19 protein-coding genes, 1 tRNA gene and 1 pseudogene are annotated in these 15,358 nt (G+C 48.2%); 10 read left to right on the plus strand and 11 right to left on the minus strand.

What is annotated here, in order from left to right:
- Positions 1 to 56: 56 nt before the first annotated feature.
- The 3 genes from DWY57_RS08500 to DWY57_RS08510 all read right to left on the minus strand — a co-directional run bounded on the left by DWY57_RS08500 (position 57) and on the right by DWY57_RS08510 (position 2,363).
- The gene (locus tag DWY57_RS08500; RefSeq protein ID WP_117966192.1) at positions 57 to 830 is read right to left on the minus strand and encodes a TIGR03915 family putative DNA repair protein; all 774 of its coding nucleotides are present in this window, start codon (positions 828 to 830) and stop codon (positions 57 to 59) included.
- Positions 827 to 2,092 (minus strand): putative DNA modification/repair radical SAM protein, encoded by a 1,266-nt coding sequence (locus DWY57_RS08505; protein WP_119961643.1) that lies wholly within the window; start codon positions 2,090 to 2,092, stop codon positions 827 to 829. The genes DWY57_RS08500 and DWY57_RS08505 overlap by 4 nt, the downstream gene beginning before the upstream one ends.
- 94 nt (positions 2,093 to 2,186) lie before the next feature.
- Complete coding sequence (locus DWY57_RS08510) at positions 2,187 to 2,363, minus strand: histone H1 (RefSeq protein ID WP_005826447.1); 177 nt, start codon at positions 2,361 to 2,363, stop codon at positions 2,187 to 2,189.
- A gap of 149 nt (positions 2,364 to 2,512) precedes the next feature.
- Here DWY57_RS08510 and DWY57_RS08515 point away from each other — a divergent pair, with 149 nt between their 5' ends.
- The 6 genes and pseudogenes from DWY57_RS08515 (at position 2,513) to DWY57_RS08545 (ending at position 7,337) form a co-directional block, all read left to right on the plus strand.
- Positions 2,513 to 3,154: an ATP-binding protein gene (locus DWY57_RS08515; protein WP_119961600.1), complete on the plus strand. Its 642-nt coding sequence runs from the start codon at positions 2,513 to 2,515 to the stop codon at positions 3,152 to 3,154.
- Positions 3,155 to 3,445: 291 nt separating this feature from the next.
- Positions 3,446 to 3,586, plus strand: a pseudogene (locus tag DWY57_RS08525) (sodium:alanine symporter); the annotation flags it as partial.
- An 86-nt stretch (positions 3,587 to 3,672) separates the two neighbouring features.
- Positions 3,673 to 4,299, plus strand: coding sequence for a hypothetical protein (locus tag DWY57_RS08530; protein ID WP_005826441.1), 627 nt, complete (start codon positions 3,673 to 3,675; stop codon positions 4,297 to 4,299).
- A gap of 163 nt (positions 4,300 to 4,462) precedes the next feature.
- Positions 4,463 to 6,559, plus strand: a complete 2,097-nt coding sequence (locus DWY57_RS08535) for a KamA family protein (protein WP_119961601.1) — start codon at positions 4,463 to 4,465, stop codon at positions 6,557 to 6,559.
- Positions 6,560 to 6,613: 54 nt separating this feature from the next.
- A complete protein-coding gene (locus DWY57_RS08540; protein ID WP_117600757.1) occupies positions 6,614 to 7,189 on the plus strand; it encodes a uracil-DNA glycosylase family protein in 576 nt (191 codons plus the stop codon).
- 75 nt (positions 7,190 to 7,264) lie between these two features.
- A tRNA-Trp gene (locus DWY57_RS08545) sits at positions 7,265 to 7,337 on the plus strand.
- 57 nt (positions 7,338 to 7,394) lie between these two features.
- Here the strand turns inward: DWY57_RS08545 and DWY57_RS08550 are convergent.
- The 4 genes from DWY57_RS08550 to DWY57_RS08565 form a co-directional block, all read right to left on the minus strand.
- Entirely contained in the window at positions 7,395 to 7,940 is a 546-nt protein-coding gene (locus tag DWY57_RS08550) for a radical SAM protein (protein ID WP_117600677.1), read from the minus strand.
- Positions 7,927 to 8,259, minus strand: coding sequence for a 6-carboxytetrahydropterin synthase QueD (gene queD / locus DWY57_RS08555; protein WP_005826426.1), 333 nt, complete (start codon positions 8,257 to 8,259; stop codon positions 7,927 to 7,929). The genes DWY57_RS08550 and queD overlap by 14 nt, the downstream gene beginning before the upstream one ends.
- 105 nt (positions 8,260 to 8,364) lie before the next feature.
- Positions 8,365 to 9,198 carry a phosphodiester glycosidase family protein gene (locus DWY57_RS08560; protein WP_119961602.1) on the minus strand — a complete coding sequence of 278 codons (834 nt, stop codon included), beginning with the start codon at positions 9,196 to 9,198 and terminating at the stop codon, positions 8,365 to 8,367.
- A gap of 15 nt (positions 9,199 to 9,213) precedes the next feature.
- Entirely contained in the window at positions 9,214 to 10,086 is an 873-nt protein-coding gene (locus tag DWY57_RS08565) for a pyridoxamine kinase (protein ID WP_005826422.1), read from the minus strand.
- A 35-nt stretch (positions 10,087 to 10,121) separates the two neighbouring features.
- On the opposite strand from DWY57_RS08565, the gene DWY57_RS08570 reads away from it, so the two are divergent.
- Positions 10,122 to 10,481, plus strand: a complete 360-nt coding sequence (locus tag DWY57_RS08570; protein WP_005835834.1) for a YbaN family protein — start codon at positions 10,122 to 10,124, stop codon at positions 10,479 to 10,481.
- A 109-nt stretch (positions 10,482 to 10,590) separates the two neighbouring features.
- Here the strand turns inward: DWY57_RS08570 and DWY57_RS08575 are convergent, their stop codons facing one another.
- The 4 genes from DWY57_RS08575 to DWY57_RS08590 form a co-directional block, all read right to left on the minus strand.
- Positions 10,591 to 11,169 carry a nucleosidase gene (locus DWY57_RS08575; protein WP_119961603.1) on the minus strand — a complete coding sequence of 193 codons (579 nt, stop codon included), beginning with the start codon at positions 11,167 to 11,169 and terminating at the stop codon, positions 10,591 to 10,593.
- Positions 11,170 to 11,327: 158 nt separating this feature from the next.
- Positions 11,328 to 11,618 (minus strand): transcriptional regulator, encoded by a 291-nt coding sequence (locus tag DWY57_RS08580; protein ID WP_005826416.1) that lies wholly within the window; start codon positions 11,616 to 11,618, stop codon positions 11,328 to 11,330.
- Between the two features lie 16 nt (positions 11,619 to 11,634).
- Entirely contained in the window at positions 11,635 to 12,219 is a 585-nt protein-coding gene (locus DWY57_RS08585) for a hypothetical protein (protein WP_005826414.1), read from the minus strand.
- A gap of 12 nt (positions 12,220 to 12,231) precedes the next feature.
- A complete protein-coding gene (locus tag DWY57_RS08590; protein WP_119961644.1) occupies positions 12,232 to 12,606 on the minus strand; it encodes a DUF2141 domain-containing protein in 375 nt (124 codons plus the stop codon).
- Positions 12,607 to 13,069: 463 nt separating this feature from the next.
- Between DWY57_RS08590 and DWY57_RS08600 the strand changes: the two genes are divergently transcribed.
- The 3 genes from DWY57_RS08600 to rny all read left to right on the plus strand — a co-directional run bounded on the left by DWY57_RS08600 (position 13,070) and on the right by rny (position 15,353).
- Complete coding sequence (locus DWY57_RS08600; protein WP_005835817.1) at positions 13,070 to 13,384, plus strand: hypothetical protein; 315 nt, start codon at positions 13,070 to 13,072, stop codon at positions 13,382 to 13,384.
- Positions 13,385 to 13,398: 14 nt separating this feature from the next.
- On the plus strand, positions 13,399 to 13,689 hold the full coding sequence (locus DWY57_RS08605) for a cell division protein ZapA (protein WP_117600675.1): 291 nt from the start codon (positions 13,399 to 13,401) through the stop codon (positions 13,687 to 13,689).
- A 125-nt stretch (positions 13,690 to 13,814) separates the two neighbouring features.
- On the plus strand, positions 13,815 to 15,353 hold the full coding sequence (gene rny, locus DWY57_RS08610) for a ribonuclease Y (protein ID WP_005835816.1): 1,539 nt from the start codon (positions 13,815 to 13,817) through the stop codon (positions 15,351 to 15,353).
- Positions 15,354 to 15,358: the final 5 nt, after the last annotated feature.

Genomic DNA, 15,358 nt, shown 5'->3' on the forward strand with positions numbered 1-15,358 from the left:
TACCATTCGGTACCACAGCGCGGCTAATTTCTTCATTCTTCATTCCTTATTCTTCATTAAACTTGTTTCTCCGTCAGATATTTCCAATAGCGCACGGGCATGTCCTGCTTGTGCTTCCGGGGATTGAGGCGTTCCTTGATGCAGATTGCCTTAAAATAGGTTTTCCAGAGAGATTGGAAAAGCCGTTCGTCTTTGTCCATCAGACTTTCGTCGAGCATGCCGGTGACAAGATGCCCTTCGCGGCTGTCCTCACCAAAAGTCACTTGGCGCACCTCCTTCAAGTCGTAATAGTATCCATAGGCGCGTTTGATGTCATAAATCAGCCAACGCTGGTCGGAAAAACGGTCCTTGAAATGCTCCGTCACCAGGGGAAGGGCATTCTTCTCGGGCTCGACAGCCGCAAAGAAAGTACCGTCTGCAGCTTTCTGGAAACGGACAAACTGAAGCAGGCGTATACGCTCCCAATCCACCCGCTTCCACATACGGGAGAACTCCAGCACATCAAGGTCGGCAAAGTTTGTTTCAATGGAACGAGGAGCATCTATTGCCTTGCGAATATAGCGGAAAAGGAGCATGGGAGTTTCCGGCTCCTCGGCCAGCCAGCACTGGGCCAGACAAGCAAGTGCCGTAGACGACAGCTTCTTCTGCAATCCCCGCCAGACACGACCAGCCTTCTCCTCATCGGTCACCACGGTAAACAGCCCGTCGTAGAACAAAGGAAGCGGCTCTCCTTCCTGAAGCAGCGCATCGGGAAAGGTACGGCGGGAATAGGCTTCGAACACGGAAGTCAGCAATCCCTCAAACGTATGGTCATACAGAAAAATATTCATTCCTCAAAATTAAGTACCAACTGTCTCTCATCCACCTTCTTACGGTCAGGCTTGGGCAGCAGCAGACTGCGTACCCCCTGTGGGGTCAGTTCGTTGACCGTGTGCATAGGCAACTCACAGCAGGTAATGAAATACTGTGCCTTCTTCATCACCACCCCTATCTTCTTCAATTGGTAGAAACCTATCTTGGAGAAACGCCGGGAAGCCACTATCAGCCGTGCAGACTTCACGCCGATGCCCGGCACGCGGAGCAACATCTCATAATCCGCCTTGTTCACATCAATCGGAAACTGCTCGGGATGGCGCAAAGCCCAGGACAGCTTGGGGTCAACCTCCAAATCAAGGTCAGGATAGGCATCATCCACTATTTCCTCCACCTTGAACTGATAGAAGCGCATCAGCCAGTCAGCTTGGTAAAGGCGGTTTTCGCGCACCAAAGGGGGCTGTTTCAATGCCGGCAGGCGCTTATCGTAAGTATTGACGGAAATATAGCCCGAATAGTAGACACGCCGCATCGTAGGCCCCTTGTAGAGAGCTGACGAAAGATACAGAATATCCTTGTCCGTCTCGGCGGTAGCGCCTACTATCATCTGTGTGCTTTGTCCGGCAGGAGCGAAACGGGGAGCGTGGCGGTGTTTCTTGCGTTCTTCCGAACTTTCCAGCACCCCTTGCTGGATGTAGCGCATCGGCGCATATACACTCTTATGGTCTTTCTCCGGCGCAAGCAGTTTCAGATTCTCCTCTTTCGGTATTTCTACATTGACGCTGAGACGGTCGGCATAAAGCCCCGCCTCGTTCACCAGTTCGCGGCTGGCGCCGGGAATGCTTTTCAGATGGATATATCCGTTGAAACGATGGATAGTACGGAGGTCCTTGGCGACACGCACCAGACGCTCCATCGTGTAATCGGGATTGCGCACCACCCCACTGCTCAGGAAAAGCCCTTCGATGTAGTTGCGGCGATAAAACTCCATGGTGAAGTTCACAAGCTCGGTCACCGACAGCGTGGCACGCGGCAGGTCGTTGCTGCGGCGGTTGATGCAGTAGGCGCAGTCGTAGATGCAATAATTGGTAAGCATCACTTTAAGCAGGGAAATGCAACGGCCGTCCTCGGCAAAGCTGTGACAGATACCCCAACCACCCACAGTGTTCCCTAGCATACCCGCCTTGCCGGAGCGCACCGTACCACTGGAGGAACAAGAGACGTCATACTTTGCCGACTCTGCCAGTATCTTCAATTTATTGAGAACGTTTTCATTCATAATACCTGCGTCAAAAGTAGCAATAATACTTTTCAAAAACAAAAAAGACCGCCAGCAGTGGCAGTCTTTCGCAGCATCAAATATGCTTTTTTTCTTACTTCTTAGAAGCTTCCAAAGATGCTTTGCGGAATTCCTTCATAGCTTTTTCGATTTCCAAAGAAGCCTTACGAGCGCGAGTTCCTGCTGCCTTGTTACCGTTTTCCAACTGAGCATTTGCATCTTTTGAGAAGTCTGCATACAATGCAGCTACTTTTTCAACTAATTCTTTCATAATCCTTTTCAAATTACTTCGTTAATAATGTCTGGCAAAAATACATTCTTTCTTGAAATAAATGCAGAAAAACGATATTTTTTTTGAAATATTCGGTAAAATCGCCGCAAAAAGGGGCTCTTACGCGTTTTTTATCTACTTTTGCAAGCATGAAAACGCTTACTGACACCGAATATATACACGCTCTCATAGCCGAAGGAGAGCATCAACAGCAGGATTTCAAGTTCGAAATATCCGACGCCCGCAAGATAGCCAAAACCCTTTCAGCCTTTGCCAATACAGACGGTGGAAAACTGCTCATCGGAGTGAAAGATAACGGGAAAATTGCCGGTGTCCGTTCGGACGAAGAACAACATATGATAGAAGCGGCTGCCGGACTTTATTGCAGCCCCGAAGTGAGCTACACCATGCAGACCTATCTGGTGGAAGGCCGCAGTGTGCTGGTGGTACAAATCGAGGAAAGTGACCGGAAGCCGGTATATGCCAAGGACGAAACAGGAAAATACTTGGCTTATCTCCGCATCAAGGATGAAAACATCCTGGCTACTCCCGTCCATCTGCGCGTCTGGCAGCAAAGCGGAAGTCCGAAAGGAGAACTGATAGAATATACCGAACGGGAACAACTGTTGCTCAATCTGCTGGAAGAAAACGACCGCCTTTCACTGAACCGTTACTGCCGCCTGGCGCATCTTTCCCGACGCGCCGCCGAACATCTGCTGGCAAAGTTTGTTCGTTACGACATAGTGGAACCGGTGTTTGAAGGACACAAATTTCACTTCAGGCTGAAATAGGCAAGGAGATTCCGTCAGGTTTTCCAGATTTGTCCATGGTACAAATTGCAGCATGCGAGTGCATACTACGTTGTTATCATCAACTTGCAAGGTATCTATCTCTGTTAACGACAGAGGTAGCCTTGAATAACGACAGAGGATAGCACTTTTTTTATGTGAGTTTTTTACTAAATTGGGATGCACCGTATGGTTTACGTTGAGAACCCGCTTTGTACAGTTCCGGATGATAAAGGAAATGGTACGTCTGCTGGGTGACTCAGACGGGAAAGGCGATGCCAAGGAAAAGTATATCTTATTGCCATCAGCCTGCTCGGAAAATACGCTTTCAGGCTGCTTGAAGACTACCGCACAAAGAAAAGCGCCGGTATCAAAGACCCCGTTTTCACCAAGAACCGCCTGAAAGAGGTAGAAAAAGACATAGAGTGCTGGTGATAACCAACTTATTTCGTACTTTTGCAGCCGGAACCGCCGGATGACCCGCGGTCTTGTAATTTGTAATCAGTAATTCGTAATTTGATATGAGTTTATTTGCCAAACTATTCAACAAGAATACCGGAGAAGTATCTTCGAAGAATGTGGAAGACTTCGTGTCACTGACACGCGTCTACTTCCAGTCTGTAATAGCCGCCAACCTGGGCATCACCAATATCCGCTTTGTGCCGGATGTAGCCAACTTCAAGCGTCTGTTCAAAATCCCCACGCAGGGAGGCCGCCTGGGACAAGCGGAAAAGGCCGCTTCGCGCAAGATGCTGATGCAGGACTACGGCATCAGTGAAAACTTCTTCAAGGAAATTGATACTTCCGTCAAGAAGCACTGCCGTACGCAGAACGACGTACAAGGTTATCTCTTTATGTATCAAGGCTTCTCCAATGACTTGATGATGCTGATGGGAAACCTGATGCAGTGGAAATTCCGCATGCCTTCCATCTTCAAGGGAGCACTGCGCAGCATGACCGAAAAAACCGTACACGACGTCTGTACAAAAACCGTATGGAAAAAGGACGATGTACACAAAACGGCAGCGGCAGTACGCCAGTACAAAGAGCGTCTGGGATATTCGGAACAATGGATGACCGAGTACGTTTACAACGTAGTGATGCTGGCCAAAAAGGAACCGAAACAGAAAGCCAACGAAGAGAAATAAAAGAAAAAGAATTCTAAAGAACTTTAGAAACAAGAAGGCGGGAAAGAAATTTCCCGCTTTTTTTTGTTATTTTTAGCAAATGAAATCATTTTCCCCTCACGGAACACAAGGACGCACCCCGCGTCAACCATCATAAATATTAACTTCAAAAAAACAACCGCTTATGAAACAAAAGAAAATGCTTGCACTCACTCTCTCACAACTGGAACAACTTTATCGGCACGAACTCCCTGAATTGGTCAGCATCGCCGTTCAAAGCGACGATACGGAAGCCTTCAAGGCCAACCTGACGGAGTACATTGCCGGACATCCGGAAGTGGACAGCGAGGCCGGTAAGCAAATTCGACTCTTGATTGAATTTGACGGGCAGGAAGTACACGAGCTCTCCATCGGAGAACAGCTGCCCATATCAACTTTATCAATGCTGCATTCCTTCCTCACGGGACAATGGGAAGAGGAAACGGAAACGGACCTGTTCATCGACTTGTTCCAGCAGTTCAAACGCCTCCACCAACCAGCCCCCACCCTGCCCTCCGCACAGAAAATCAAAACCCTGACCGAACGCTGGCCCAGCGGACTGGATGAAGACGTGCAGCATATCCGTGCAAAGAACAAGGAACGCATCCTGCATGCACTGGTGCAGAAGATTGAGCACCGCAAGACCCCGGCTTCCCGCTTCCATTTCGAAGAGGGACTCAGCTACGAGGAGAAGTTCAACCTCGTCAGCGAATGGTGGAATGACTTCCGTTTCCATCTTGCCATGGCCGTCAAAAGCCCTACGGAGCTAAACCGTCTTCTCGGCAACTCCCTTTCTGCCGAAACCATGTACCTGCTCTCAAAAGCCCGTAAGAAGGGAATGCCTTTCTTCGCCACCCCCTATTATCTGTCACTGCTGAACTGCACCGGCAGCGGATACGACGACGAGGCCCTGCGCAGCTATATACTCTATTCACCCCAACTGGTGGAAACCTACGGACAGATACGTGCCTGGGAACGGGAGGATATCGTAGAACCAGGTAAACCCAACGCCGCCGGCTGGCTGCTGCCCGACGGGCATAACATCCACCGCCGTTATCCGGAAGTGGCCATCCTCATCCCCGACACCATGGGACGCGCCTGCGGAGGACTCTGCGCATCTTGTCAGCGTATGTACGACTTTCAAAGCAAACGGCTCAATTTTGAGTTTGACACCCTGCGCCCCAAGGAGACATGGGAAAAGAAGCTGCGCCGGCTGATGGCCTATTTTGAGGAAGACACGCAACTACGGGACATTCTCATCACCGGCGGTGACGCACTGATGAGCCAAAACAAGACGCTGGGCAATATTCTGGATGCCGTCTACCGCATGGCAGTCCGCAAGCGGAAAGCCAATCAGGAACGGCCCGAAGGAGAAAAGTATGCAGAGCTGCAACGCGTACGCCTCGGCTCACGCCTCCCCGCCTACCTGCCCATGCGCATCAATGACGGGCTGGTGGAGATTCTAAGGGAATTCAAGGAAAAGGCGTCTACCATCGGCATCCGCCAGTTCATTATCCAGACACATTTCCAAACCCCGCTCGAAGTCACTCCGGAAGCTGCCGAAGGAATACGCAAACTGCTGGCGGCAGGCTGGCTCATTGACAACCAACTGGTATACAACGTAGCTGCATCCCGCCGGGGGCATACCACCCGCCTGCGCCAAGTGCTCAATCAGTTGGGAGTGGTTTGCTACTACACCTTCTCCGTGAAAGGTTTTGAAGAAAACAATGCCGTGTTTACTCCCAACAGCCGTTCCGTACAAGAGCAACGGGAAGAAAAGCGCTTCGGGAAGCTGACCAAGGAAGATGCCCATAATCTGTCCGTACTGCTTGGAACCGTCCATGACCCGGCAGCCTGCATCCGGCGTTTCCTAAAAACGCACCACCTGCCTTTCCTCGCCACCGACCGCAATGTACTCAATCTGCCCGCCATCGGCAAGAGCATGACCTTCAACATGGTAGGCATCACCCCCGAAGGCAAGCGCATCCTACGGTTCGACCATGACGGCACCCGGCGCCACAGCCCTATAATAGACCAGCTGGGACAAATATATATCGTAGAAAACAAGTCCATAGCCTCCTACCTCCGTCAGCTGCAAGCCATGGGAGAAGACGCCGAAGAATATGCCACCATCTGGAACTATACGGAAGGCAAGACGGAATCCCGGTTCAGCCTCTACGAATATCCTGATTTCCCCTTCCAAATCACCGACAGAATGAGCAATCAGGACATTGCAGGATAGCATATCCAAGATATATTCCGTACTTTTGCAGGCAGAACAATGAAATTGGAAAGTATGGAAATAGAACAACACCCTTTAGAACCCTTCCTTCCCGGCAACGCCCGTCTGCTGATGCTGGGAAGCTTTCCTCCGCAGAAAAAGCGGTGGTCCATGGAGTTTTACTACCCCAACTGGAACAATGACATGTGGAGGATTACCGGGTTCCTTTTCTTCAATGACAAGGATTATTTTGTAGACAAAACGAAGAAGGCTTTCTGCAAAGAACGTCTCATCAGTTTCCTGCAGGAAAAGGGTGTTGCTTTGTTCGACACAGCCTCTGCCATACGGCGCCTGCAAGACAATGCCTCGGATAAGTTTCTGGAAGTGGTGCAACCCACGGACGTCCCTGCCCTGCTACACCGGATACCGCAATGCAAGGCTATCGTCACTACCGGCGAGAAGGCTACGGACACACTGTGCACGCAGTTCTCCATCGACAAGCCCAAAGTAGGCGACTTCACGGAGTTTCTTTTCGAAAACCATCCGATGCGCCTCTACCGGATGCCTTCTTCCTCGAGAGCCTACCCGCTGGCTCTGGAAAAAAAAGCAGCAGCGTATCGCATTATGTATCAGGACTTACAGATGTTGTAAGCAACTTTCTTTAGAAAATAAGTACGTCCGTTACTTGCATATTTGAAAGTTTGCATTACCTTTGCAGCCGCAAACACGGGAGTAGCTCAGTTGGTAGAGCACCGGTCTCCAAAACCGGGTGTCGGGAGTTCGAGCCTCTCCTCCCGTGCATGAACGAATAATGGCTGTAAGTATTGCTTACAGCCATTATTCGTTTTATAAATGCCTACCGGATATCTATCAGCTTATGTGTCTGCAAACTAAGCCTCCACTTAGGATGCTTCATCACGCAATCCACCGTTTCGGCCGTATTGCTGCAAGAGCAAGGCTGAAGAAAGAAATGCCCGGCGGGCAGCTGCTCATAAACAGTAATATCCTGCCCTTCATACACTACCTTCACTTCATTCATACGCGTAATTTCCAGCTTTGCCCCCTGCTTGGGAGAACAGGTCACCCAATCTATATTATCCGGCAGCGGACGGGTACCGTTTGTTTCAATGCAGACATACTTTCCCGCCTGGTGCAGACAATCCACAAATTCACGGTCAATCCAAAGGGAGGGTTCTCCACCGGTCAATATCACGGTAGCGGCAGGGTATTTACTGACTTCTGTTACGATATCTTCATCGGACATCAGTATGCCGTCCTCATGCTGCGTATCACAGAAGGAGCACTTCAGGTTGCAACCGGAAAAACGGATAAAGACAGCCGGGGTACCCGTATGGTATCCTTCTCCCTGCAAACTGTAGAATATCTCATTAATCTTCCTCATAGACGGCAATGTTTGATTCCGACTCCTGCACCTCTACCTTGAAGCAAGTGGGTATCTGGTCGCATATCCAACGGGCTATGTTCTCGGCTGTGGGATTGAAGGACAGCACTTCATTAAGATTATGGTGGTCCAGCTGTTCCTTTACCACCTGCTTGATGTGACTGAAGTCTACCACCATTCCGTCCGCATTCAGCTCTTTGGAACGGCAATAGACAGTGATAATCCAGTTGTGACCGTGCAGATTCTCACACTTGCTGCGATAAGAAAGTTTCAGGCTATGGGCAGCCGACACTTCCATGCGTTTGATGACTGTGTACATATTGTTAATACGCTAATTAATATAATAAGTTGCCGCATCTAATGTCACCTCGATGCGACGGCAAAATTACAAAAAACTTAAGATTTATCCATTTACTTCCCTAACTTATTCGTACACACAAAGAGAATTGGCAACCTTACGCTCTGCGCTGCCACTCGGGGTATTGGCTATTCCCTTATCCGGCAACTCCCCACTCCACAGCGTAGAAGAACCGCCACCGTCCAGATTCAACGCATCCTCCCCACCCAATACACGAATCATATGGGCAAGCTCGGGTATATTGATGCCTTCCGCTTTTCCCTTCCGACGTCCGTCAACGACAATAAGCAGGATTTTTCCTTCTCTTGTCAGCGCCACAGCACTGCGGGGATGCTTGGTATCTACAAAATTCCGGTTAGTCCCGGACAAGTCGCACACTTGCCCGTCCTTCAGCATCAAAGGACCGGAAGCCAGCACAGTGCCTTTTTTCAAAGTACATGCCTTTTCTTCCTGCTTGCTCCAGGGAATCAGTTCCAGCCTGCCCTTCTTTATAAGTACAGCTCCATTGGACACTGTTGCCAGAACCCCAGTAGAGGTAGTATCTATCACCACCCCGTCCTTACGCAGATAGCAGACGGAATTTCCGGCTTTCATATCAAAATAGGAGCCATTGATGGCCGCCACCGCACCTGCATGCCGGGCGGCTATACTGGTCTCCTCCTTGGGATTGTGGACGAGCACATCGAAACGGTAGAGCTTCGGGGATATTTCAAAAATAGACACTTCCTGAGGAACTCCATACAAAGAACTGAATACTGCCTTTTTATAAAGCATCCCTTTCTGCAGGGGCTCAGTCTGCCAATCGGCAGAAACGATGGCAAGAGAGTCGGCAGCAGTCTGCGCCATTGCTGCAAACATGCCGCAACAGAGAAACACTGCCAGGAATATTTTCTTTTTCATATAGATGGGATTGGTTTAAATTAATTCATAGCTACAGATTTGAATCGGCATGTCGAGATTATGCAACACCTTTTCAAGCTGTATACCTTCACGGTTGTCGTACTCGTATCCGAAAGTAGCACGGATACCTTGCAGAATGAACTGCGTGGCACGGTCCAGGGCAATGGGCAAACTGTCACCTTGCAACAGTGCCCCGGTGATGACACTGGTAAACGTATCCCCCGTTCCGGGATAATGGGCCGGCAGGTAAGGACACGTAACCTTCCAGTAGCGGTTACCGTTCCGGTTATAGGCATACACGGACGTCTTATGCTTATCATCCCGTACGGGCACACTGGTAATAATCACCACTTCGGGACCACAATCGGAAAGCTGGCGAAGGTATGACTTCAATTCCTCATCCGTATTCATCTCCTTATAAGGAATACCCAGCAGATAAAACAGCTCCGTCAAATTGGGAGTAACGACATCGGCCTTGGTGATGAGATGTTTCATTTCATCAATCATGGACTCGTGGAAGTTCGCATAAAGCCGTCCGTTATCGCCCAACACCGGGTCTACCACAACCAGACCGTCCGGTCGGCGGAAGTCATCAATAAAGTCAGAAACAATATGTATCTGCCGCGGAGAACCCAGATAGCCGGTATAAAAGGCATCAAACTGTACTTCCAGCTTCTTCCACTCGGAAATAATCTTCGGCATTTCATCCGTCAAGTCCAGAAAAGAGAACTCCGGATACTGGGTATGGCTCGACAATACGGCTGTAGGCAACGGACACACCTGGAAACCCATAGACGAAAGGATGGGAATGACCACCGTCAGAGACACCCGTCCGACTCCCGACAAGTCGTGGACGGCAACAACCTTCTTTACTTTATTCGCATACATATTATCTATATTATTATTTTTCCTACATTTGCCGCATGAAAACCGTCTGCATCATTTTGGGAACAGTTTCTTTGACACTCGGCATCATCGGCATCTTCCTGCCGTTGCTGCCCACTACGCCTTTCCTGCTGCTCACGGCAGCACTCTACTTCAGAGGCTCACCCAGACTGTACCAATGGTTGCTGAACCACAAATGCCTCGGTCCCTACATCCGCAGCTTCCGCGAGAACAAAGCCATCCCACTACGTGCCAAAATCATCTCCCTACTGCTGATGTGGGGAACAATGGTTTACTGCATCTTCTTCCTGATTCCACTAACAGAAATAAAGACAGTATTGTTCCTTGTCGCTGTGGGGGTGACTTGGCATATACTGTCATTCAAGACGTTGAGATAAATGAATGTGCTAATGTGGTTAATGTGCTAATGTGCCAATGACCTGCGGTGTGAGAGTCTAATATACACATAGCGCAGCCAATTAGCACATTGGCATATTAGCACATTAATCAAACTCCTCCCAATTTTTCGAAGAATTCTCCCAACCCCTTCCGAGCATCGGCAAGCTTGTCTTCCCAATGTTTCACGGAGTTCTGTCCGATAATATCCGTCACGTACTTCACCGAAATGAAAGGAACATTCTTGGCACGGCATACCAAAGCCTGGGCATAGGCTTCCATATCCACAACATCACCGGACACATCCGAGAGTTCTGTCAAGAAAGTATCCCCCGTATTGCATACACCGCCTGCCGGCCAGTGTAAACAATATCCTTTTTGGGACAACAAATCCATTGAATCAATCTCATACTCCATACCAAGCTCCACCAGCTTCTGCATATCACGGTCCACAAAATAACGGCATACGAAAATATCTCCTACCCGATGACGGATAGTCCCTGCCGTACCTACATTGACCACCAAGTCCGGTTGCGCATGGCTTATCGCTTCAGAAAGATAAAAAGCCGATTTCACCTTTCCCACACCGGTACGGAGATAGCCTATCTGCACCTCTTCCTCCCCTATCAGTCCGGGAAATTTCAATTCCGTAAATTCGCCTTGTACGGCATAAGTGACTAAAATTCTCATATCATTCTATCTTTTTAGAGTCTGTTTAAATTTTGTCCGGCATGAGGGTGGCAAAACGGTTGATGACACACCCTCCTCCTTCTCATGAAAAAGGCAAAGATAGAAACCTTTTTCAGAAGATTTCCATCTTTGCCCCATAAATGTAAAGTCACCCACACTCACAACCTCCCTGCCAGATAAGATTTCAATGACTCTACATATTCCTCAAATGCGTCTACTCCTTGCGGAGTGATCTTACAAATCGTACAAGGCATCTTTCCTTTAAAAGTCTTTGTCACCTCCACATATCCCGCCTTGCTGAGTTTGTCTATCTGCACGCTCAAGTTTCCTGCCGTAGCTTTGGTCTGCTGGCGGATATAGACAAAGTCCGCCTCCTCGACACTAATAAGCAACGACATCACCGCAAGCCGCAGTTCGCTATGGAGCAAAGGGTTCAGTTCTTTAAACATATATCATCCTCTTCTTTTATTGTTTGTGACGCTTCGCCACACTGTTCATGTAATGTCCGGGAATCACCATCATAAAGACGAACGCCAATGCAAAAAACAGTATCTGGTCTATGCCGGGCATATAGAAACATCCCAACGAGAGCAAGGCTCCCAGCACTCCCCCTATCGTAACCACTTTCGTGTTCACAATCAGTCCCGTCAGGGCAGTTCCCATCCCCATCATCAGCAAAATGACAAACAGAATAGGAATCTTCCATACAAATATGGCGGTACACGATACCAAGAAAGCGCCCAGTCCAAATACCGTCCACACATAATCCACAACACGGTCTATGTAGGTCTTCAACATTTTCCGAGCCTTCCGCTGACTCCACAACGTAGCAGGAAAGGCTATGACTGGAAGCAGGAACCATAGGAATTGCCAATTGTTATTGCCCGTTTCCTTCAATAGAAACCAAACCAGCAACGAGATAATTACCGTTACATATCCCCACAGCAAAAAAGGTGTCCCTGAATTTTCCGCCATTCTGTCCTTCGTGTTCTGTATCATCCGAGTGATGAGTTCTAAACTCTCTTTCTCATTCAATTTTCTTTCTTCCATTTTCCTGCCGCCTTATTTGTTGCTTCCTTTTAATACCTGCTTAAGTGCTATCTCCACCTGCTTCGTGTCGGCGCTCACCTCCACATCCGCTATCGCGCAATACTCAGATGGAATTCCGTCTTCCCTATCCAACTGATAATTGTTGTTTTCATCATGATAGACATAAAGCTTATATTTACCCAGTGTCACATCTTTCAGTTCCAGTACCGCCTCCGTGCCCTTGGCATCTACCATACCATACTGCCCCTTGTCAGTGGCAATCATTATCTTTCCCACAGCAGAAGGTATGTTCATCACCTTCACTTTCAGAACATCTTGCGCAGACACCCCCAATGCAAATACACAAAGAAGAGCTGCCGCCATACTTCTACAAACAATCGTTTTCATAATCATTCTCTTTAAGTTATACATACCAAAATCACATTTCGGGTTCGAACTCCGATACAAAGATAGAAGGTTTATTTTATAAACCAAATTATTATATAAATTATTTTATTTATTTCTTAGCATCTCCTCCTTCCTTTACTACATACTATTCCAACCGCACCTAAAGAGTAGTGCCTAAAACAGCAAAAAGTAATTTCGGCCTTACTAAACAGTAATCGTCCAACAAGCGTCGGACGATTACTATTTAGTAACGGAGATACTAAGCTTTCGAAAAGCAAGAAATAAAATCCTTCTAAAAAGCAAATTGTTCCATACCTATCCACATCTCTTGAAAAGCCAGCCTCCACCACCCTTTTTCAATCCCTCAAAACCAGTACTTCATAGGCCACTTCGGTTATTTCGGCACTTCTACAGCATATTTTCCCCGAAAAGTTTTTGTAATCTCCAAGTAAATTGTATTTTTGTGTACAATTTTGGTGTAGTGATGACAGACGAAGAAAAGAAGCTATTAAGTACCTTTGAAGCCAGACTGCGGCATTTAATCTATCTGCACGATGAATTAAAACGCGAAAATGCTGAGCTAAAGCAACTTCTTGAAGCCAAAGAGGAGGAATACGGGAAGGTACAAGCTGAATACCGGGAACTGGAACTTAACTACACGAACCTAAAAACAGCTACGACAATCAGCCTTAACGGCAGCGACGTGAAAGAGACGAAACTGCGATTGTCCAAATTAGTGCGTGAAGTCGATAAATGCATCGCTTTGTTGAATGAATAAAGAGAAGAGGATGTATGAACGATAAGATAAAGATAAACCTGCAAATGGCAGGAGCCTCCTACCCTCTCACAATCAACCGTGAGGACGAGGAAATGGTAAGAGAAGCCGCCAAGCAGGTAGATATCAGGCTCAATGCGTATCGGGAGCATTATCTGAATGTGTCTCTAGAGAGAATTATAGCCATGGTGGCCTATCAGTTCGCTTTAGAAAACCTTCAGTTGAAGGACCGTAATGATACTGAACCCTATACCAGCAAAATAAAGGAACTGACAGAGGTATTGGAGACCTATTTCAAGGAACAATAAGCTGCAATCCCTCCGTCGGGTCGGTAAAAGAGAGAAATTCGCGCACTGTACAAAAGTTTGCCCTTCATCAAAGCAAGCTTTTATGCAGTGCTTTTTTATTTATATACTAAAAACAAATTAATAAAATGACAGTAGTTACAATAGTATTATCCATTGCCTGCTTCATTGTCGGAGGGTTTGCCTCGTACTTGTTCTTCAAGCACGGGCTGAAAAACAAATACGACGGTATCCTGAGAGATGCGGAAGCGGAAGCGGAAGTGATTAAGAAAAATAAGTTGCTGGAAGTAAAGGAAAAATTCCTAAACAAGAAGGCAGACTTGGAAAAAGAAGTGGCCCAACGTAACCAAAAGATACAGCAGGCAGAAAACAAGCTGAAACAACGTGAATTGGTACTGAACCAACGCCAGGAAGAAATCCAGCGCAAGAAGATGGAAGCAGAAGCCGTGAAAGAAAATCTGGAAGCCCAACTGTCCATCGTAGACAAGAAGAAAGAAGAACTGGAGCACATGCAGCGCCAGGAAATAGAAAAGCTGGAAGCTATTTCCGGACTTTCTGCTGAAGAAGCCAAAGAGCGCATGGTGGAATCCCTGAAGGAAGAAGCCAAAACGCAAGCCCAGTCCTACATCAACGACATCATGGACGACGCCAAGCTGACGGCAAGCAAAGAGGCCAAGCGCATCGTGATACAGAGCATCCAACGTGTGGCTACGGAAACAGCCATTGAAAACTCAGTAACCGTATTCCACATCGAATCAGATGAAATCAAGGGACGTATCATCGGTCGCGAAGGCCGCAACATCCGCGCCCTGGAAGCTGCCACCGGTGTGGAAATTGTGGTAGACGATACTCCGGAAGCTATCGTATTGTCAGCTTTCGACCCGGTTCGCCGTGAGATTGCACGTCTGGCATTGCACCAGTTGGTAACAGACGGACGTATCCACCCGGCACGCATCGAAGAGGTAGTTGCCAAAGTACGCAAGCAGGTAGAAGAGGAAATCATCGAAACCGGTAAACGTACTACTATCGACCTGGGCATCCACGGTCTGCATCCGGAACTTATCCGCATTATCGGTAAGATGAAATACCGTTCTTCATACGGCCAGAACCTTTTGCAGCATGCACGCGAGACAGCCAATCTTTGCGCTGTGATGGCATCAGAGCTGGGACTCAACCCGAAGAAAGCAAAACGTGCCGGACTGCTGCATGATATAGGTAAGGTACCCGATGAGGAACCGGAATTGCCGCATGCACTCTATGGTATGAAGTTGGCAGAAAAGTTCAAGGAAAAGCCAGACATCTGCAACGCCATCGGTGCCCACCACGACGAAGTGGAAATGACCAGCCTGCTGGCCCCAATCGTACAAGTATGCGATGCCATTTCAGGAGCACGCCCGGGAGCACGCCGCGAAATTGTAGAAGCATACATCAAGCGCCTGAACGACCTTGAGCAACTGGCCATGTCCTATCCGGGAGTGACAAAGACATATGCCATCCAGGCAGGCCGTGAGTTGCGTGTCATTGTCGGTGCAGACAAGATTGACGACAAGCAGACGGAGAACCTTTCCGGTGAAATCGCCAAGAAGATTCAGGACGAAATGACTTATCCGGGTCAGGTGAAGATTACCGTTATCCGTGAGACACGTGCAGTGAGCTACGCAAAGTAACATCA

It is taken from the genome of Bacteroides sp. AF25-5LB (genome assembly GCF_003602965.1).
Classification (GTDB): domain Bacteria; phylum Bacteroidota; class Bacteroidia; order Bacteroidales; family Bacteroidaceae; genus Bacteroides; species Bacteroides uniformis.